This is a genomic window from Streptomyces ipomoeae 91-03 (genome assembly GCF_000317595.1).
Taxonomy (GTDB): Bacteria; Actinomycetota; Actinomycetes; order Streptomycetales; family Streptomycetaceae; genus Streptomyces; species Streptomyces ipomoeae.
In genome coordinates this window covers 1-19,471 of the sequence record NZ_AEJC01000429.1, presented here as the reverse complement: position 1 = coordinate 19,471, position 19,471 = coordinate 1, and the positions used below count along the sequence as shown (strand labels likewise).

17 protein-coding genes and 1 pseudogene are annotated in these 19,471 nt (G+C 69.9%); 7 read left to right on the top strand and 11 right to left on the bottom strand.

The annotated features are described in order from the left end of the window. Positions 1 to 63: 63 nt before the first annotated feature. The 4 genes and pseudogenes from STRIP9103_RS28580 (at position 64) to STRIP9103_RS28565 (ending at position 3,340) form a co-directional block, all read left to right on the top strand. Entirely contained in the window at positions 64 to 1,116 is a 1,053-nt protein-coding gene (locus tag STRIP9103_RS28580; protein ID WP_009326291.1) for a serine hydrolase domain-containing protein, read from the top strand. A 736-nt stretch (positions 1,117 to 1,852) separates the two neighbouring features. Beyond that, positions 1,853 to 2,014: pseudogene (locus STRIP9103_RS52015) on the top strand (cell division protein DivIVA); the annotation flags it as partial. A 78-nt stretch (positions 2,015 to 2,092) separates the two neighbouring features. Beyond that, positions 2,093 to 2,251 (top strand): hypothetical protein, encoded by a 159-nt coding sequence (locus STRIP9103_RS50165; protein WP_009326275.1) that lies wholly within the window; start codon positions 2,093 to 2,095, stop codon positions 2,249 to 2,251. Between the two features lie 33 nt (positions 2,252 to 2,284). Continuing rightward, a complete protein-coding gene (locus STRIP9103_RS28565; protein ID WP_009326289.1) occupies positions 2,285 to 3,340 on the top strand; it encodes a small ribosomal subunit Rsm22 family protein in 1,056 nt (351 codons plus the stop codon). Between the two features lie 33 nt (positions 3,341 to 3,373). Here STRIP9103_RS28565 and STRIP9103_RS28560 read toward each other — a convergent pair whose 3' ends face one another. From STRIP9103_RS28560 to ltrA, 5 genes are all read right to left on the bottom strand, one after another. Further along, the gene (locus STRIP9103_RS28560) at positions 3,374 to 4,060 is read right to left on the bottom strand and encodes a response regulator (RefSeq protein WP_009326284.1); all 687 of its coding nucleotides are present in this window, start codon (positions 4,058 to 4,060) and stop codon (positions 3,374 to 3,376) included. Continuing rightward, positions 4,057 to 5,469 carry a sensor histidine kinase gene (locus STRIP9103_RS28555; RefSeq protein WP_100244022.1) on the bottom strand — a complete coding sequence of 471 codons (1,413 nt, stop codon included), beginning with the start codon at positions 5,467 to 5,469 and terminating at the stop codon, positions 4,057 to 4,059. The genes STRIP9103_RS28560 and STRIP9103_RS28555 overlap by 4 nt, the downstream gene beginning before the upstream one ends. A gap of 11 nt (positions 5,470 to 5,480) precedes the next feature. Next, entirely contained in the window at positions 5,481 to 7,466 is a 1,986-nt protein-coding gene (locus STRIP9103_RS28550) for an APC family permease (protein WP_048821152.1), read from the bottom strand. 278 nt (positions 7,467 to 7,744) lie between these two features. Then, the gene (locus STRIP9103_RS28545) at positions 7,745 to 7,957 is read right to left on the bottom strand and encodes a DUF6243 family protein (protein WP_009326272.1); all 213 of its coding nucleotides are present in this window, start codon (positions 7,955 to 7,957) and stop codon (positions 7,745 to 7,747) included. A 115-nt stretch (positions 7,958 to 8,072) separates the two neighbouring features. Next, a complete protein-coding gene (gene ltrA / locus STRIP9103_RS28540; protein WP_048820140.1) occupies positions 8,073 to 9,818 on the bottom strand; it encodes a group II intron reverse transcriptase/maturase in 1,746 nt (581 codons plus the stop codon). Positions 9,819 to 10,643: 825 nt separating this feature from the next. Between ltrA and STRIP9103_RS28535 the strand changes: the two genes are divergently transcribed. Together STRIP9103_RS28535 and STRIP9103_RS28530 are read left to right on the top strand one after the other, a co-directional pair. Next, positions 10,644 to 11,273 (top strand): TetR/AcrR family transcriptional regulator, encoded by a 630-nt coding sequence (locus tag STRIP9103_RS28535; protein ID WP_009326290.1) that lies wholly within the window; start codon positions 10,644 to 10,646, stop codon positions 11,271 to 11,273. Positions 11,274 to 11,650: 377 nt separating this feature from the next. Then, a complete protein-coding gene (locus STRIP9103_RS28530; RefSeq protein ID WP_009326286.1) occupies positions 11,651 to 12,403 on the top strand; it encodes a bifunctional DNA primase/polymerase in 753 nt (250 codons plus the stop codon). 55 nt (positions 12,404 to 12,458) lie between these two features. On the opposite strand, the gene STRIP9103_RS28525 is transcribed toward STRIP9103_RS28530, so the two are convergent. From STRIP9103_RS28525 to STRIP9103_RS28500, 6 genes are all read right to left on the bottom strand, one after another. After that, entirely contained in the window at positions 12,459 to 13,490 is a 1,032-nt protein-coding gene (locus STRIP9103_RS28525; protein WP_009326293.1) for a hypothetical protein, read from the bottom strand. Further along, positions 13,447 to 14,322, bottom strand: coding sequence for an iron uptake transporter permease EfeU (gene efeU, locus STRIP9103_RS28520; protein ID WP_009326294.1), 876 nt, complete (start codon positions 14,320 to 14,322; stop codon positions 13,447 to 13,449). Before efeU ends, STRIP9103_RS28525 begins: the two co-directional genes overlap by 44 nt. Before the next feature lie 4 nt (positions 14,323 to 14,326). Beyond that, positions 14,327 to 15,586, bottom strand: a complete 1,260-nt coding sequence (efeB, locus tag STRIP9103_RS28515; RefSeq protein WP_009326292.1) for an iron uptake transporter deferrochelatase/peroxidase subunit — start codon at positions 15,584 to 15,586, stop codon at positions 14,327 to 14,329. A 2-nt stretch (positions 15,587 to 15,588) separates the two neighbouring features. Then, complete coding sequence (gene efeO, locus STRIP9103_RS28510; RefSeq protein WP_048821150.1) at positions 15,589 to 16,740, bottom strand: iron uptake system protein EfeO; 1,152 nt, start codon at positions 16,738 to 16,740, stop codon at positions 15,589 to 15,591. Between the two features lie 235 nt (positions 16,741 to 16,975). After that, entirely contained in the window at positions 16,976 to 17,833 is an 858-nt protein-coding gene (locus STRIP9103_RS28505) for a heme ABC transporter ATP-binding protein (RefSeq protein ID WP_009326283.1), read from the bottom strand. After that, a complete protein-coding gene (locus tag STRIP9103_RS28500) occupies positions 17,830 to 19,110 on the bottom strand; it encodes a FecCD family ABC transporter permease (protein ID WP_009326280.1) in 1,281 nt (426 codons plus the stop codon). Before STRIP9103_RS28500 ends, STRIP9103_RS28505 begins: the two co-directional genes overlap by 4 nt. 122 nt (positions 19,111 to 19,232) lie before the next feature. Between STRIP9103_RS28500 and STRIP9103_RS28495 the strand changes: the two genes are divergently transcribed. Continuing rightward, positions 19,233 to 19,471 (top strand): PhzF family phenazine biosynthesis protein (locus STRIP9103_RS28495; protein ID WP_048821149.1); only part of this gene is annotated, 239 nt, incomplete at its 3' end.

Sequence of the window (19,471 nt, the reverse complement as noted above, 5' to 3'; positions counted from 1 at the left end):
CGCACGGACATCCCCGAACGGGCCGGACTCGACCCCGAGGAACTGCGCCATCTCGTACGGGAGGTGCGCGCGCTGACGGAAGGGGACCGCCCGTCGGCCCCCGCCGCCGTCGTCATCGCCGGCCGGGGCCCCGTCATCGCCGTCGAGGAGGCGGCGGGCTGGGCGGTCCGCTACGAGGCCTACGACGAACGCACCGACCGGGGCGTGGAACCGCCGCCCGAGTCCTGGCTCCCCGCGACGCCCGACACGCCCTTCGACCTCGCCTCCCTCACCAAGCTCTTCACCGCGGTCGCCGCGGTCCAGCAACTGGAACGCGGCACCCTCGGCATCGACGCGAAGGTGGGCGCGTACCTCCCCGACTTCACCGGCGCCGCCGAACACGGCCTGACCGTACGGCAGCTGCTCACCCACACCTCCGGCCTGCGCCCCGAACTGCCGCTGTACGACTGCCTGACGCCGGACGCCCGCCTGGCGATGCTCCAGGCGGAGTCCCCGATCGCCGCGCCCGGCACGGCCTACGCCTACTCCGACCTGAACCTCCTGCTCCTCCAACACCTCCTCGAACGCCTCACCGCCCGCCGCCTGGACGTCCTGATCCGCGACGGCATCACCCATCCCCTCGGCATGACCTCCACCGTCTTCGGCCCCTGCCCCACCGCCGCGGCCACCGAGGACCAACGCCGCCCCTGGGCCAAGGCGGACCGGGGCATGCTCCGCGGCGAGGTCCACGACGAGAACGCCTGGTCCCTCGGCGGAGTCGCCGGCCACGCGGGCCTCTTCTCGACCGCCCGGGACCTGGCCGTCTTCTGCCGCACCCTCCTGGCCGGCGGCTCCTACGGCCCCGCCCGCATTCTCGGCCCCGACTTCGTGGAACTGATGCTGACCCCGCCGGGCCTGGGCTTCGCCCTCGACCAGCCGTGGTTCATGGGCGAACTGTCGGGCCGGGGCGCCGCCGGCCACACGGGCTTCACCGGTACGTCCCTGGTCCTGGACCCGGCGACGGACACGTTCCTGATCCTGCTCACGAACGCGGTGCATCCGCGCCGCCGGGGCCCGATCAACGCGGCGAGAGCGGCGGCGGGGACTCGGGTGGCTCGGGCGGTGCGGGGGGCTTGAGCGAGTCCGGGCGATCGCGGGGTACGGGCGTCGGCCCTTGGGCATCCTGGTCACCGGGACGATGGCCATGTGGGCAAGGGGAACCAGCATGCGCATTTTCATCAGTTGGTCGGGCGATGCTTCGAGGCGTTGTGCGGAGGTGCTGCGGGACTGGCTCCCGTACATGAACCCGGCGATCGAACCCTTCGTTTCGTCACAGGACATCTCCAAAGGCGAACGGGGACTGGCCAAGATCGCGAACAAACTCCAGGACTGTATGTACGGAATCGTGTGCGTCACGCGCGACAACCAGCACGCGCCGTGGATCAATTTCGAGTCGGGTGCCCTTTCGAAGGAACTGGGGGAGACGAGGCTCGCTCCCTTTCTCGTCGATCTGGCGGTCAAGGACCTCTCGGGCCCGATTGCCCAGTTCCAGGCCACGGAGGGGAGTTCGCGGGACGAAGTCTGGGCGCTCGTCAAGAGCCTCAATGACAAATGCGAGATGACAGTCGAGCAGGATCGGCTGGCCGTGACCTTCGAGAGATTCTGGGGTGATCTCGAAGAGAAGCTCGACGCGATCAGATCCGAGCAGATGCCGACTGCCGTCCCGGAGCGCGAAATGCCGGAAATCCTCAATGAGTTGGTGGCCCTGGTACGGGACCAGGCGAAACGGATGAGTTCGCTTGAGGAATCGCTCGCCGGCCTGCAGGCTGGGAACAACACCTCGATTCCGGGCAGCGCGAGCGCTTCGTCCTATGGAGGTGGCGGGAGCGCCCCCTCCTATGGAAGCCAGCAGCAAATGTCTCCGACCATGAGCCAGCCGATGGCTCCGGTCTGGCCGCAGGCGCCGTCGCCGCCGCCGATGGGCAAGAGCCCGTCGATGATGCGTGGGTTCCTCATCGATGAGGACGACAACTGATGAGCGCCGGCACATCGTAGGCGGCCGTACAGGGGCGGGATCTCGGATCCGACGCGGGAACCGGCAGCTCCGGCCCTCGTGGCGTACGCGGCAGCCGTGCCCGGCGCCCGGCAGGACGCCATGCTGTGCGCGACCGTGGTGCGGCGATCGGGCCGGGTGGCCGTCTTGACCTCCGACGCGGAGGACATCGGCATGCTCCTCGCCGGCCATCCGCGCGTGGTGGTGGAGAAGGTCTGAGTCCGGCATCGCGGGTCGCCCTAGAATCACCACGTGAACGCCCCCCTTTCCCCTTCCTCCGCATCCCCCGCCGACACCCTCCGCGCAGCCCTCGCCGCCCTCCTCGACGGGCTGCCGCCGAAGGCGGCCACGCAGGCGGTGGAGCGGCTGATCGCGAAGTATCGGGGGCGGACGCCGACGGATGCTCCGGTGTTGCGGGACAGGGCGGACGTGGTGGCGTACGCGGCGTATCGGATGCCGGCGACGTTCGAGGCGGTGTGCTCGGCGCTGGAGGCGTTCGCGGTGGCCGTGCCGGGGTGGGTGCCCGGCAGCCATGTGGACGTCGGCGGGGGTACGGGCGCCGCGACCTGGGCCGTGAACGCGACCTGGGCGGGCGGGCGGCCGGTGACGGTGCTGGACTGGGCGGAGCCGGCGTTGGCGCTGGGGCGGGAGATCGCCGCCGCGAACCCGGAGCTGAAGGCCGCCGAGTGGCAGCGCTCTCGTATCGGATCGGCGCTCAGAATCGAGAGCACTGATCTCGTCACCGTCTCGTACGTCCTCGGCGAGCTGACCGCCGCCGACCGCACCGCCGTCGTCGACGCCGCCGCGACCGCCGCCCAGGCCGTCGTGATCATCGAGCCCGGCACCCCCGACGGCTACGCCCGCGTCATCGAGGCCCGCGACCGCCTCATCGATGCCGGCTTCCACATCGCCGCCCCCTGCCCGCACAGCGCCGCCTGCCCGATCGTCCCCGGCGAGGACTGGTGCCACTTCTCCGCCCGGGTCAGCCGTTCCTCCCTGCACCGGCAGGTCAAGGGCGGCTCCCTGGCGTACGAGGACGAGAAGTTCAGCTACGTCGCCGCCACCCGCTTCCCGCCGACCCCGGCCCCCTCCCGCGTCGTACGCAAGCCGCAGATCCGCAAGGGCCAGGTCCTCCTGGACCTCTGCCAAGGCCACTCCCAGCCCGAGCCCCGGCCCGAGTCCGACGCCCGGCCCGCCCTCGCCCGGACCACGGTGACCAAGCGCCACGGCCTCCTCTACAAGGCGGCACGCGACGCGGAATGGGGCGACGCCTGGCCGCCACCGACCGCGGACGACGACCAGGGCTAGAGGGCGGCGTTCAACCGCCGGTCATCCACGCGGTCAGGCGGGGGTGTCGGGGGTGAAGCGGTAGCCGATGCCGGGTTCGGTGATGAGGTAGCGGGGTTGGGAGGGCTCGGGTTCGAGTTTGCGGCGGAGGTTGGCGAGGTGGACGCGCAGGTAGTTGGTCTCCTTCTCGTAGCGCGGTCCCCAGACCTCCTGGAGGAGTTGGCGTTGGGTGACCAGGCGTCCGGGCTGGCGGACGAGGATCTCCAGCAGGTGCCATTCGGTGGGGGTGAGGCGGACCTCGCCGACCGCGGTGGTGACGCGCTTGGCGGCCAGGTCGACGGTGAAGGCGGCTGTGGTGATCACGGGCTGTTCGTCGGCGGGGGTGGCGCGGCGTAGGGCGGCGCGGATGCGGGCGAGGAGTTCGCCCATGCCGAAGGGTTTGGTGACGTAGTCGTCGGCGCCGGCGTCCAGGGCGTTGATCTTGGCGGTCTCGTCGTGACGGGCGGACAGGACGATGATCGGGGCGGTGGACCAGCCGCGGAGGCTTTCGACGATGTTGATGCCGTCGAGGTCGGGCAGGCCGAGGTCGATGACGGCCAGGTCGGGGGCGTGGGTGGCGGCGGCCTGCAGGGCGGTGGTGGCGTCGGGGACGGCGTTGGTCTGGTAGCCGCGGGCGGTCAGGGCGATGGTCAGGGCGCGCAGCAGGTGGGGGTCGTCGTCGACGACGAGGATGCGGGTCATGGTGCTGTGGGGAAGGTGAGGGTCATGGTCAGGCCGCCGCCGGGGGTGTCGGTGGGGGTGAGGGTGCCGTTCATGGCTTCGGTGAAGCCGCGGGCGATGGCCAGGCCCAGGCCGAGGCCGTGACGGGTGGTGTGGTCGTCCAGGCGCTGGAACGGGGCGAAGATACGTTCCCGCTGGTCGGCGGGGACGCCGGGGCCGTGGTCGGTTATCCGCAAGCGGATCATGTTTCCTTCCTGACGGGCGTGCACATGGACGGGCTGGTCCGGTGGCCCGGCGTCGAGCGCGTTGGCGACCAGGTTGGCGATGACCCGTTCCAGCAGGCCGGGATCGGCCCAGGCGGGCGGCAGGTCGTCCGGGACGTCGACGTCGACGGCGCGGCCGGGGGCCGGCGGGGTGTGCAGGAGGGCGGCTGCGGTGATCTCGTCCAGCGCGGTGGGCCGTGGGTGGACGCTGAGGGCGCCGGCTTGCAGGCGGCTGAGCGCGAGGAGGTTTTCGACCAGGTCGCTCATCTTGTCGGCGGAGGCGTCCACGGTGGCCAGGAGTTCGGCCTGCTGGGCGTCGGTGAGTTCCAGGTCGGGCTCGCGCAGGCTGGACACGCACGCCTTGATGCCGGCGAGCGGGGTGCGCAGGTCGTGGCCGACGGCGGCCAGCAGGGCGGCGCGCAGTTTGTCGATCTCGGTCAGTTCCCGCGCTCGGGCGGCCTGGGCAGCCAGGCGCTCGGCCTGCAGTGCGCGGGCGGCGGCCGTGGCCAGCAGGGTGAGAAAGCGTTCGTCGGCGGCGAAGACGGCCGGGCCGTCCGCCACCAGGCGCAGGTCTTCCCCGGCCGGCGCGGACAGCGTCGGATCGGCCGACGGCGGCTCACCGACGACGGCGACCGGGCGTTCGCCGTCGGCGTCGCGTTCCAGCAGCGCGGCGCCGGTCATGCCGAACGTGTCCCGGACGTGCTCCAGCACCGCGCTCAGCGGCCGTTCCTCCAGCGGCGCCTGGGTGATGCGGGCCAGCAGGGCGGCCTCGACTCCGCTGCGGGCGGCGGCGGCGCGCTGCCGGGCGGCCAGGTCGACCGCGACGCTGACGGTGGTGGCGACCGCCACGTAGACGGCCAGGGTGATGAACAGGTCCCGGTCCTCGACGGTCAGGGTGTGGAAGGGCGGGACGAAGAAGAAGTTGACCAGCACATCGGAGGCCACCGCCGCCGCCAGCGCCATGGGCAGGCCGCCGGTGGCGGCCACGATGACCACCGCGGTGAGGTAGATGAGCACGACACTGGCCAGCGACAGCGAGTCCCGCAGGGGTACGAGGGCCGCGGTGAGGACGGCCAGGCCCGCCGCGGCGGCGCCGGCCGCGGCCAGCCGACGGCCCGTGCTTCTGCGTCGCCGGCCACCGGGGTGCTGCAGATCCAAGCCCTTCATGATGCGAAACGCTAACCGACGGTCGACTCGGCGCCACGCGGGTCTTCGTGCGGCTGCATACGGTCGCTGGAGTCCAGCTGCCACGGCACGCTGGTCACCATCACCCCGCGCTGGAACAGCAGCCGTGCCTTCAGCCGCAGCGCGGACTGGTTGTGCAGCAGCTGCTCCCACCAGTGGCCGACCACATATTCGGGGATGTAGACGGCGATCAGGTCCTGGGGGTGCTCGTGGTGCAGGCCGGCGATGTATTCCAGCACCGAGCCGGTGATGTCGCGGTACGGGGAGGCCATCACCGTCAGCGGCACCGGGATCCGGCGCTCCTCCCACTCGGCGCGCAGCGCACTCACCTCTTCGTCGCTGATCTTGGCGGTGAGCGCGGTGAGGGTGTCCGGGCGGGTGGCCTTGGCGTAGCCCAGCGCGCGCAGGGTGGGCTGGTGCAGCTGCGAGACCAGCACCACCGCGTGGATACGGCTGGGCAGCACGATGCCGCCCGGCTTCGGGCGCAGCTCGCGGGCCACCCGGTCGTAGTGACGGCGAATGCCGCGCATCATCGCGTACAGCACCGGCATGGCGATCACCACCAGGTAGGCGCCGTGGCTGAACTTGGTGACCAGGACCACGACCAGCACCAGCGCGGTCAGGCAGGCGCCCATCGCGTTGATCACGCGGGAGCGGTGGACGCGCCGACGCTGTGCGGGGTCGGTCCGGCCGGCCAGTTCACGGTTCCAGTGCCGGACCATGCCGGCCTGGGAGAGGGTGAAGGAGGTGAACACGCCCAGGATGTAGAGCTGGATCAGACGGGTCACCGATCCTTCGAAGGCATGGATCAGGATTCCGGCGACCACGGCCAGGATGACGATGCCGTTGGAGAACGCCAGCCGGTCCCCGCGGGTGTGCAGCTGCCGGGGCAGATAGCGGTGCTCGGCCAGGATCGCCGCCAGCAGCGGGAAGCCGTTGAAGGCGGTGTTGGCCGCCAGGATGAGGATCAACGCGGTCGCGGCCTGGATGTAGAAGAACATCACCGTGTCCGTGCCGCCGAACACCGCCGCCGCGATCTGCGCGATCACCGTACGCTGCGAGCCGGTCGCACAGTCCCCGGGGAAACCGACCAGCTGGCAGGCGTCCTCGACGTACCGCACATCCGCGATCAGGGCCAGTGCCGTGATTCCGGCGAACATACTGATCGACAGCCCGCCCATCACCGCCATCGTGGTCGCCGCGTTCCGCGCCTTGGGCGGCCTGAACGCCGGCACCCCGTTGGAGATCGCCTCCGCACCGGTCAGCGCCGTACAGCCGGAGGAGAACGCCCGCAGCGCCAGCAGCACCAACGCCATCCCGGTCAGCCCCGTCCCGCCCGGCTCGGCGTGCACCTGCCACTCGGCGCTCTCGGCCACCGGCGCGTGCCCGAAGGCGGTCTGCAGCAGCCCGATGGCGACCATGGCCAGCACGCCGGCGATGAACAGATAGGTCGGCACCGCGAACAGCCGCCCCGACTCGCGGACCCCGCGCAGATTCATCGCGGTCAGCAGCACCACGAAGCCGAGGTTCACCGCCACCCGGTACGGGCCCAGGGCCGGCACCGCGGAGATGATGTTGTCCACGCCGGCCGCCACCGACACGGCCACCGTCATCACGTAGTCCACCATCAGCGCCGAGGCCACCACCAGCCCCGCCGAGGGGCCCAGGTTGCGGGAGGCCACCTCGTAGGACCCTCCGCCGGAGGGGTAGGCCTGCACCACCTGCCGGTAGGACAGCACCACCACCGCCAGCAGCACCACCACCGCTGCCGCCACCCACGGCGCCAGATGCAGATAGGCCAGCCCGCCCAGGGTCAGCACGAGCAGGATCTCCTGCGTCGCGTACGCCACCGACGACAAGGGGTCACTGGCGAAGACCGGCAGGGCGATCCGCTTGGGCAGCCTCTGCTCACCCAGACGGTCACTGCTGAGCGGCCGGCCCACGATCAGCCGCTTGAGCGATATCGACACATCCGGCAGCCAACGCGCCGATCGAAGCGGTGCCCGAATCTTGGCGCGTCCTTGACGCCGCCACCGGCGATCTTCACGCCGTCTTGGCATGACCGTCCGGCCACAGCCCGGCCGTCCGCCTCGGACCGGGCCCGATCGGGACTCCCGGCGGCAGTACCCGGTGACGGCGCAGCCGTGTCACCCGGCCGGCGCCGGCGGACACTCGAACATCGAGCCACCCACTGAATCAGCGGGGCTGTCCCGCCCGAAGCCTGCGATGGCCTCGGGCGGGGCAGCCCCACTCCGGTTCACGACGTCTCGCCGGCAGTGCCTCCCGCGCTCGAACGTCCTTGCTGCCGTTCCTGCGGGGGCGCCTCCTGCTGCCGTTTCTCCTGAAGCTTCCGCAGCAGTTCCCGCTTCTGGGCCTGCGGGTCGAGCTCGCCGCCGATGCGGCCCTTGCCCTTGCCGCCGCGCAGGGCCTTGCGGCTCAGGTTGCTGCGGGTGCCGCCGACTCCCAGCATGTTTCCGGCTCCGCCTCGGCTCAGTCGGGTAGCCGGAGGGCGTTGCCGCCCCCCGGCCCCCTCAGAACCGGACGTGCGGCTGTTCACCGCATCCGGCTCAAGCGGGCCCCTGGAGTCACGCGGGTCGGTCATCTTGCTTGGCCCTTCTGTGATCGCCGGCGTGGTGCTGGCGATGGCAGTCAGCGTGTACGAGGCGAAGGTTCGTCCGCTCGTCCGTGCCGCCGTCGCGCCGATAGATGAAGTGGTGCTTGTGCAGCGGCTTCATCGATGCCGAGAACCACGCGGCCCACTCGCGAGGGTTGTCCGGTGTGTACTCGGCGTCGGGGATCAACGGCTGTTTGCACAGCGGACAGATCCCCTTCTGGCGGGATGCGAGGGTGATGGTCCACCTGTCGGCGGTCCCGGGCACCCTTTTGCGTCGGCGGCTCGCCCAGTATTCGGCCAGCGAGGGATCGTCGGGGGAGTTGCCCTCCTTGACGATCACGTGCCGGACGATTCTGGTCCAGTTGAACTTGTAGAGGTAGGTGCCGGTGTCCCGGTCACCGAATACCCACTGGTCCTTCCGGGTCGAGTTGAAGACGCCGTAGTGCTTGGCCAGTCGCCAGCTCTTCGGCTTGTTCGGGTGGGAGTGCTTGACCCACTTCTGTGTGAGCGTCCACACGTAGAAGTCCAGGGACTTGAAGGTCTCCTTGGACACCACCGTCCGGTAGTAGGTGGCCCACCCCTTGATGATCGGGTTGAGCCTCCTCACCACAGCTCCGGCGTTCGCCCCTCGCAGGCCGATCACCTCACTGCGGAGTCGTTCCCGGACCCTTTTCACAGCCGCCTTGCTCGGCTTGATCAGCAGAGTTCCGCTGTACCTGCGGATGTTGAACCCGAGGAAGTCGAATCCTTCTTCAAGGTGGAGGACGGATGTCTTCTCCTCGTTGAAGGCGACCCCGCACGGGGCCATCCAGACAGCCAGTTGCTCCTTGACCTGGTGCGCTTCGTCTTCGCTGTGGCAGAACACCGCAAAGTCATCCGCGTACCGGACCAGGACCGGAGCATCTCGTCGGGACTTGTGGGAACGTCCTTCTGTGAGATGCCCGGCCGCCGTCTCCATGCCGTGCAAGGCCACGTTGAGCAGCAGCGGACTGATCACACCACCCTGAGGGGTCCCCTCATCGGTGGGCGAGAATCGTCCGCAGTCCATCACTCCCGCCTTGAGCCATCCGCGGATCGCTTCCCGCGCCGGGAAAGTACCGATGAGGCTCATCAGGTGGTCGTGCGAAATACGGTCGAACGCCGCTGTCAGATCAGCATCGAGCACCCATAACCGCTTGGCCCGTTTCTGGCCCGCGATATTGAAGATGGCGCCGATCGCGTCATGACAGCCCCGGCCGGGGCGGAAACCGTAGCTTCGTTGCTCGAACCGGGCTTCCCACTCGGGTTCCAGTGCATTCTTGACGCGGGCCTGGCGGACTCGGTCACGGATAACTGGAATACCCAAGGGGCGCTGCTTTCCGTTGGCTTTGGGAATGTACACGCGCTGGACGGGCAGGGGCTTTCCAGGCGAGCGTTCCGCTGTGATCTCAGCGGCCAGCCGCCCTCGCGCGCTCGGAGTGAGCGCGCGTTCCTGGTCGATCCCGGCCGTCCGACGGCCTGTGCTCTGCTGCGTCACCCGTTTCACGCTCACGAGCGTGTTCGAGTGGGACCGCAGCATGAGCTTCTGCAAGTTCCGGACCTTCTTCAGGTCCCCTTCCTGCGCGGCTGTGAAGATGCGCTGCCTCAGTCGCCGTACCGACGCCTCCGCCTTGGCCCAGTCGATGCTGTGCCAGGTCTGGGCGTAGTCCTCCGGTCCGTTCGCCGTCGTGGGAGGCATCGCCACCGTAGCGGCCACTGCCACACCTACCTTCGGCATCCAACTTGCCCTTCGGTTCGGGGTTCTTCGCAGTTCTTCTTCACGGGCCTACCTGATCCGCGTGAGCTCCCTTTCGGGCCGGGCATCGCCTCGTATCCGACGAGTTATTGGGTGCGGCTGAGGACTCCGCGTCCTTTTCCTCTGGGCTTTCGCCCTGTCGGCGTTCGCTTCTCGGATCATCCTGTCCCGCTGGAGGCTTGGTCCTTCGTTACCTCCGGCTTACCGGGATCAACTCCCGGACTCCAACGGGGTTTCCACGTTCCACTCCCACAAGATGCGGCCGGGGTGGGCTCCCTCTTAATCCCGGGCCCGACGGTGTCCTCCCCCTTCGGCGCCAATCCTCCGGGGTCGTTGTGCGCTCTTCCGCGCAAGGGCCTGTCTGCCGCCGACAGCTCACCATCGACGCGGCATAGGAGTTACGAGATTTCGTCAAGGGTTCATTCGCATTAGCCCGTCCGGTCTTCCCCTCGCCTGTTGCGGCCCGATGGCCGTGCCGCTCTTGGGCTTACGCTTCCGGCTTCACACCCCGCCGTTGCCAGCGACGCATGCGGAAGTGGGAACGGACCTTGGACACTGGTCCGGGATGACCTGCTCATGACCTTCTTTCCTCCTGCAAGTCATCCACTTGGGTGGAGCGACTTCGTGTCGCACTGGAGGTCTCCTCTCGGGATAGGGGTCCTGATCGCGGGGCCCTGGACGTGGTGACGATACGGCTCGTCTCGCCGAGGGCCCGCGAACCACTGTCTGGCGAGACGCAGCGTCTTGTCAACCTGATAAATTCGACGCATGGCCAAGAAAACCGCCCCCGACTCCGCCCGGCGCAGCGAGAAGTCCCGCCGTGCCATCTACGACGCCGCCCTCGCGCTCATCGGTGAGGTCGGGTATCAGAAGACGACCATCGAGGGCATCGCGGCGCGGGCCGGCGTCGGCAAGCAGACGATCTACCGGTGGTGGTCCTCGAAGGCGGAGGTCCTGCTGGAGGCGTTCCTCGATCTGCAGGACCAGGCGGCGGAGGCGGCGGCCGGGCCGGGGCTGGAGCCCGAGGAGTACGCGATCCCGGACACCGGCGACCTCGCGGCCGACCTGAAGTACGTCCTGCGGGCCACCGTCGACGAACTCCTCGATCCGAAGTTCGAGGCCCCCTTCCGTGCCCTCGCCGCCGCGGGCCTCGTCGACGAGAAGCTCAGTGGGGAGTTCGTCGAAAGGCTCCTCGAACCCCAACTCCAGTTCTACGTCCGCCGGTTGCGGTCCGCGCAGGACTCGGGGCAGATGCGCCCGGACCTCGATCCGCGCATCGCCCTCGAACTCTTCGTCGCACCGCTGGCCCAGCGCTGGCTTCAGCGCAGCGGACCCATCACATACGAGTACACGGACACCCTCGTCGACTACGCCCTCCACGGCCTCGCACCCCGCTGACCCGATGGGGTCCCACGCGGCCGGAAGCTTGCTGAGCGCGACCGGTCCCTCGCCGCCGGTGACTCCCTGAGCGCGACCGGTTCCGCGCCGCCGGTGACTCCCCGGACACGACCGGTCCCTCGCCGCCGGTGACTCCCTGAGCGCGACCGGTTCCGCGCCGCCGGCGCCACGCCAGGTGTGACCAATCCGACCAAGTGGGGCTCGGCGGTGGGCTCCAGCCGGACTCCAAATACCGTCAAAGCGTGTAATAGCCCACCATCCCTGTCCGCGCTCCGGCTTGGCCGCACCTACCCCGGATGTGGGCTCTGGCCACCCGGAGCGCAGGATGGTGGGACCATGGGGCATGCTGTCCGCACAACAGCGAGGCGAGGGGATAGATGAGCGCGACGTTCGGCGGCCGGACCGGCCGGCAGGGCAGGATCTCCGAGTGGCTGCGCGCCCGTCGCCCAGGCCGTCCACTCCAGGAGACCGCCGACGTCGCCGACCGCGAGGCGCTGTTGCTCGCCTCCGCCGCTGCCGGACTCCCGCTCGCGCCCGCCGCGTACCCCTCGGGCTACCGGTGTTCCTGTGACCGCGTCGGCTGTCCGACCCCCGCCCGGCACCCGGTGTCCTTCGCGTGGCAGACCCAGTCCACCACCGACCGCGCCCAGATCGAGGGCTGGGCCCGCCACCAGCCGCAGGCCAACTTCATCACCGCGACCGGCATGGTCCACGACGTGCTCGACGTACCGCTCGCCGCGGGGCGGGAGGCACTTGAGCGGCTGCTCGCCTCCGGGATCGAGGTGGGCCCCGTCGCGGAGGAGGAGTCCGAGTCCGGCGAGGGACGGCTCCTCTTCTTCACCCTCACCCGCGGTACGCCCGAGGACGAGGACGAGTGGTGGCCCTGCGAGCTGGACTGCCATCCGGAGACCATGGACGAGCATCCGGGCCTGCGTTGGCACTGCCGGGGGTCGTACGTCCTCGTACCGCCGGCCCAACTCCCCGGTGACCTCGCCGTCCACTGGGTACGCGGCCCCGAGCACCCGCTGCCGGACCCGCTGAGCCTCCTGGAGATCCTCACCGACGCCTGCGCCCGCCACGCGAACGAGGAGCCGGACCACACGAACGCGGCCTGGCCCCTGCGGGGCTGAGCCCCACTCCGGTCCCGGCCCGCTTCAGTAGCCACCAGGCCCGCCCCCGCAGCGCCTACTCTCCCCTCGCCCCCGTCAACCCGCCCACCTGGCTGAGGAACTTCACCTGCTGGTCCGACGCCGTCTTCGCCGGATCCAGCACCGCCTGGTTGGACACGAACTCCAGGGTCAGCGACTCCTTCGGCTCACCCGTCATCAGCGCCTTGACGGCCTCGTCATTGACCGGGATGTCCACGCCCTGCGCGGCCGTCTGCTTCTCGTAGTGCCGCATGGTGAAGAAGACCAGCGCGCCGCCGTCCTCGGTGCGCAGTCCGACCGGCGCGTAGTCGCCGTTGGTCAGGCCCTCGTCGATGTACTGCCGGACGATGCCCGGTCGCTTCGCGTTCTGCTGCCGCTGCGTGCGCTCCTGCGAGGTGTACGGCCCGTCCGCGAAGACGGCGCTGTCCTGCGCCAGATACGTCCCGTACTTCTCGGGCAACTCCTCGGGCGCTATGGACAGCGCGGTGTCGTCGGGCGCGACCACCTGGGCGTAGCCGTCGGCGTCCTTCTGGAACTCGGGCATCTCGTCGGCGGCGACGATGGTCAGGAACGACACCTCCCACAGGTCGTCCAGACCGTCCCGGGTGAAGACGAACAGCCAACGATCCGTGGAGCGGCCCTTGTTGGCGGTGGCGTCGGCCATGAACCAGCGCGGCCAGGCCGCCTTCTCCGGGATCGTGTACCGGACGTCGGTCAGCTTCAGCGGCACATGGTCGGGGTTGCCGGTCGGGTTGATCCTGGCGCCCGAGCGGAGCTTGCCGCCGTCGATGTCGGCGAGCGCGCCGGTGACCCGGTTGGCGTCCAGGGACTGGTCGTTCGCCTTGTCCGCCGCGTTGTACGCGGTCGTGAACTCCTCCAGCGCACGGGTCGCCTCCGCCCGCGTCGCCGTAGGGACGATCTCCAAGTCGCCGCGGACCACCACGCATCCACTCGCCGTCAACGCCAGCGCGGTCACCGCCGTGGCCAGACCAAGCAGCCCACTACGCGTACGAACCGGACGAACCTCACGAAGCCTTAGTAGGCTCCGAACCCCGAGAACCCTGCTCATCAGGAAACTTCACCTTCCCCTTCCCGGAGGCGAACCCTACCGGGGCGAGGAACAGCGCGAGCGTCGGGATCAGATACAGGAGCCAGACCGTGACTTGGAGGACGGTCGGGTCGGGCTGGAAGTTGAAGACGCCCTTCAGCAGGGTGCCGTACCAGCTGTCCGGCGGGATCGTGTCCGTGATGTCGAAGGCCTTGTCCTTCAGACCGGGCAGGAAGTCGGCCTCCTGGAGGTCGTGGAATCCGTACGCGAGGACGCCCGCCGCCACCACGACGAGCATGCCGCCGGTCCAGGTGAAGAACTTGGCGAGGTTGATGCGCAGGGCACCCCGGTAGAACAGCCAGCCCAGCACGACCGCCGTCGCCAGGCCCAGCAGGGCGCCGATCAGCGGGGCCTCGGTGCCGTCGCTCGACGCGTGCACCGACGTCCACACGAACAGCGAGGTCTCCAGGCCCTCCCGGCCCACCGCGAGGAACGCCGTCGCCACCAGGGCGCCCGTGCCCATCCGCAGGGCGGTGTCCAGCTTGCCGTGCAGCTCGGCCTTCAGATGCCGGGCGGCGCGCCGCATCCAGAAGACCATCCAGGTCACCAGGCCCACCGCGATGATCGACAGCGAGCCGCCGAGCGCCTCCTGTGCCTGGAACGTCAGCTCCTGGGAACCGAATTCGAGCACGCAGCCGAAGCCGAGGGCGAGCCCGACGGCGACACCGATGCCGATCCAGATGGGCTTCAGGGCCTGCCGGTGGTCCGTCTTCACCAGATACGCGATGAGGATGCAGACGACGAGGCTCGCCTCAAGGCCTTCGCGCAGACCGATCAGATAGTTCGCGAACACGGCCCTAGGCCCCCTTCGAAGGCGTCTCGAACAGCGCCCGGCCCCACCAGTCGTTCGCGTCCCGGACGCCCGGCGGGATCGCGAAGACCGCCGAACCCACGTGCTGGATGTACTCGTTGAGCGCGTCCGTGGCCAGATTGCGCTGGATGGGGATGAACCCCTTGCGGACATCACGCTGGTACGCGAGGAAGAACAGGCCCGCGTCCAGCCGGCCGAGGCCGTCCGTGCCGTCGGTGAAGGAGTAGCCGCGGCGCAGGATGGTCGCCCCGTGGTTGGAGTCGGGGTGCGCGAGCCGTACGTGCGCGTCCGGCTTCATCGCCTTCAGGAACGGTTCGTCGCGCTCCTTGGCCTTGCCCACCGGCGCGCCCTCGCCCTTGTCGCGGCCGAAGATGTCCTCCTGCTCCTGCAGCGAGGTGCGGTCCCAGGGCTCGATGTGCATCCGGATGCGCCGGGCGACGAGATACGAGCCGCCCACCATCCAGGCGGGCCCGTCCTTCTCGCCCACCCACACGAACTTCTTCAGCCGGTCCGTCTCCGTGCCCGCGATGTTGCGGGTGCCGTCCTTGAACCCCATGAGGTTGCGCGGGGTCTGGGCCTCCGGAGTCGTCGACGAGGTCTTGCCGAAGCCGAGTTGGGACCAGCGGACCGAGACCTTGCCGAAGCCGATGCGGGCGAGGTTGCGGATGGCGTGCACCGCGACCTGGGGATCGTCCGCGCAGGCCTGTACGCACAGATCGCCGCCGCTGCGGGCCTTGTCGAGGTTGTCACCGGCGAACTGCGGGAGGTCCACCAGCGCCTCGGGCCGCTGCTCGGCCAGCCCGAACCGCTCGAACAGCGACGGCCCGAAGCCGATGGTCAGCGTCAGCCGGGACGGCTTCAGACCCAGCGCCTCGCCGGTGTCGTCCGGCGGAGCCTCCGCCAGCCCGCCGTACGCGCCCTCGCCGACCGTCTTCCCGGCCGTCATCCGGCGCGCCGCCGCCGTCCAGTCCTTCAGCATCGTCACGAACTCGGCGCGGTCCTCGGTCTCCACGTCGAACGCGGCGAAGTGCAGCCGGTCCTGGACGGGGGTGGCGATACCGGCCTGATGGGCGCCGTGGAAGGCGACCGGGCCCCCGCTCGCGGCGGGGTCGGTGTCGTCGCCGCCGCGTGCCGCGGCGACGGCGCCCCCGGCCGCGGCGGCACCGAGCGCGAGCCCGGCACCGCCCCAGCCGATCAGCGCACGCCGCGACGGGGTACGGGAGGTGGCGGATTCCCCGGTGGTCATCGTCACTTCACCACTGCGGCGGCGAGCTGGGAGAGGGGCTCGGCGAGCGCGTTCACCGCGTCCGAAAGCTCCTTGCGCTCGGCCTTGCCGACCTTGTCGTAGGAGACGAAGTCGTACCCCGTCTTGTCCTCGCGGTACTTGTCGAGCAGGGTGTTGAGCGCCGCGAACTGCTTGTCGAGCTCCTTGGCCAGCTCCGGGTCGTTCTCGGCGGCGACGGCCTTCAGCAGCTCGTACGACTTCTCGGCGCCCTCGACGTTGGCCTTGAAGTCGACGAGGTCGGTGTGCGAGTAGCGCTCCTCCTCGCCGGTGACCTTGCCGGTGGCGACCTCGTCGAGGAGTTCCTTGGCGCCGTTGGCCATGGAGGTCGGGGTGATCTCGGCCTTGCCGATCCGGCTCTGCCAGTCCTCCAGGTCCTTCACCAGCTGGTCGGCGAGCTCGGAGTCGCGGTCGGTGAGCTTGCCGTCCTGCCACAGCGAGCGCTCCAGACGGTGCCAGCCGGTCCAGTCCTTCTCCGGGTCCTGGCCCGCCTCGAGACCGTCCTCGCGGACGTCGACCTTCGGGTCGATGTCACCGAACGACTCGGCGACCGGCTCGGTGCGCTCCCAGCCGATACGGGAGGACGCGTACGCCTTCTTCGCGGCCTTGATGTCACCGTCCTTGACCGCCTCGGCGAACACCTTCACCAGCGGAATGGTCTGGTCGGCCTGCTCCTGCGCGTACTTGCGGTAGGCGGCGACGGCCTTGTCGAGCCGGGGATCGCGCTCGGCGACCTTGCCCGTGCCGGTGGCGGTGACGTCCTGCCGTATGCCGTCGCCCTTCATGCCGGGCTTGCAGGCGATCCGGTAGTCGCCCGCCTTGACCTCGGCGGTGACCTTCTGCTTCGTACCCGGCCCGATGTTCTCCCGCTCGGTGACGACCCGGTCGTCCGGGAACAGGATGTAGACCTCGGTGACCTTGGAGCCCTTGTTCTCGATGGCCAGCTCGACGTGTCCGGCCGGGAACTCCTTCTTCGACACCTCGCACTTGGTGTCGGTGGCGGTCACCGCGATCACCCCGTCCTCGCCCGCGCTGCTCTTCTCGGTGCAGCCCGTGACGGCGGTCAGGGCCGCCACGGTGGTCGCGGCGGTGACGACGGACAATCTGAGGGGACGCATTTCGGCTCCAAGGGAGTACACAGGGGGCACACAGATAAGGTGAGGCCGCCCTAAGTTATCTGAGGCTAACCTCACCAAATGCTGTGTCTCCAGTGAAACGGTCTCCCCGCGGCCGGGCGAGCACGGCCCGATCACGGTGGCTCAAAACAGCCCTCATGATCCGGTCAAGTACGGGTCAAGAGCCCCAGTAAGCGGTCAAGAACGCGATTTCAAACACAAGCGACAGCTTTTCTGATCAAGCACCCCGCTTCGGTGTGATCAGGACAACACCGGTCCGGGGATGCGGGAACACCTCGACCGGCTGCCGGTACACCTCCGACAGCAACCCGTCCTCGAAGACATCGGCCGGCGGCCCGTCCGCCGCGATCAGCCCGTCGCGCAGGATCGCCACCCGGTCCGCGTACGCCGCCGCGAGCCCCAGATCATGGAGTACGACCACCACGGCGTCCCCGGCCCGCGCCCGCTCCCGGCACACCCGCAGCACCAGCTCCTGGTGCCGCAGGTCCAGCGCGGCGGTCGGCTCGTCGAGCATCAGCAGCGGCGCCCGCTGCGCCAGCACCCGCGCCAGCGCGACCCGGGCGCGCTCACCGCCGCTCAGCGCGGAGAACGGCCGCGCCGCGAACCCGGTGACCTCCGTGACCGCCATCGCCTCCGCCACCGCGGTGTCGTCCTCCTCGTACGCCCCCGGCTGCCGCGCCCAGGGCGCCCGCCCCATCCGTACGACCTCCGCCACGGTGAACGGGAACGACAGCGCCGCCGACTGCGGCAACATCGCGCGCCGCAGGGCGAGTTCAGCGGCCGACCACTCACCCACCGGCCGCCCGTGCACCCGTACGACACCGCCGTCGGCCGGCAGATCGGCGGCCAGCGCCCCCAACAGGGTCGACTTGCCCGCCCCGTTGGGCCCGACGAGCGCCAGCACCTCACCGGCACGGGCGACGACGTCGACCCCGCGCAGGACTTCACGGGCGCCGAGCCGGACCCGTAGCCCCCGGGCTTCGGCGAGTACGTCACCGGGGGCGGCGGGAGCCGGGGGAGCGGGGGCGGCGGCGCCGAAACGCCTTCCCGTGAGCACCCCTCGTACGGCCTTCATGCCCAACCCCCTTGCCTGCGGCGGGTCCTGCGGAGGAGCCAGAAGAAGAACGGGCTGCCGATGAGGGCGGTGAGGACGCCGAGCGGGAGTTCCGCCGGGGCGACGATCGTCCGGGCCGCGAGGTCCGCCGCCAGCAGGACGACCGCACCGCCGAGCGCGCTGCCCGGGATCAGGAACCGGTGCCCCGGCCCGGCCGCCATGCGCAGCAGATGCGGGATGACGAGCCCGACGAACCCGATGACCCCCGAGACACTCACGGCGGCGGCGGTGAGCAGCGCGACGACGAGGATCAGCACGATCCGCAGCCGCTCCACGTCCACACCGAGATGCCGCGCCGGACGCTCGCCCAGCGCGAGGAGGTCCAGTTTCCGGGCGTAGAAGGGGGCCACCGCCAGCCCGAGCACCGCGCACGGCAGTACGGCCAGCACCTTCGGCCAGGTCGACTGGGCGAGGGAGCCCAGCTGCCAGAAGGTGATCTGGTTGACGGCGGCGGTGTCCTCCGCGAGGAAGATGAACAGACCGATCGTGGCGCCGGCGAAGGCGTTGACCGCGATACCGGTGAGGATCAGCGTGACGACTTCGGTACGGCCGCCCGAGCGCGACATGGCGTACACGACGAGGACGGTGACGAGCCCGGTGACGAAGGCGAACACCGACACCGTCCAGTTCCCGAGGAAGGTGATCCCGAACGCGATCGACGCCACGGCACCCACCGCCGCGCCCAACGAGACGCCGATGACACTCGGCTCCGCCAGCGGGTTCCCGAAGACCCCCTGCGTCAACGCCCCCGCGCACCCGAGCGACGCCCCGATCAGCGACGCCAGCACGATCCGGGGGAACCGCACGTTCCAGAGCACCGACTCCGGCACCCGCTCCAGCGCCTCCCCGCCGAGCCCCAGCCGATGAGCGACGGAGGAGATGACGTCACCGGTGGGGATGGGGTAGGCGCCGAGGCCCCCGGCGACGGGTACGAGGAGGAGAAGGGCGGCGACGAGGCCGAGGGTGAGGAGGAGGGGGGTGCGGCGGCGCGGCTGGGGGGCGGGCTGGTGCGGCTGAGGGGCGGGGTGGTGCGACCGGGGCCCGGAGTGGTGCTGGGAGGCGCCGGCCTCGGCTCTCGCGCCGGGTTCGGGGGGGGGGGGGGGGGCGGCCCCGTCGGCGGCGCTCTCGGGCCCGTCCGATGCCCCCGGCCCGCCCGATTGCCCTGACTCGTCCGGTTCCGTCGGCTCGTCCGGCCGATCCGGCTCGGTTGGTTCGAGCCGCTTGTCCAGTACGGTCACGTCGAGTCACCTCTCCGGGCTTGTGGTCGGGGCAACTTAGGCTAGCCTTACCTGCTTTTGTCGCAGGCTTCAACGCTCGCTTCAGTTCTCGGGGTGTCGTCGAGGGGTGCTTCAATGCGGGCGTGACTGACTTCGACGTGCTGCGGGTGTTCTGCGGCCCCGGCGGTGGATACGGCAACGAACTGGGCGTCGTACGCGAGGGCTCCGTGATGCCCGACCGCGTCGACCGCCAGGCGTTCGCCGCCAAACTCGGCTTCAGCGAGACCGTGTTCGTGGACGACCCCGAGCGCGGTGTCATCGACATCTACACCCCCACGCTGCGCCTGCCGTTCGCGGGCCACCCCTGCGTCGGTACGGCCTG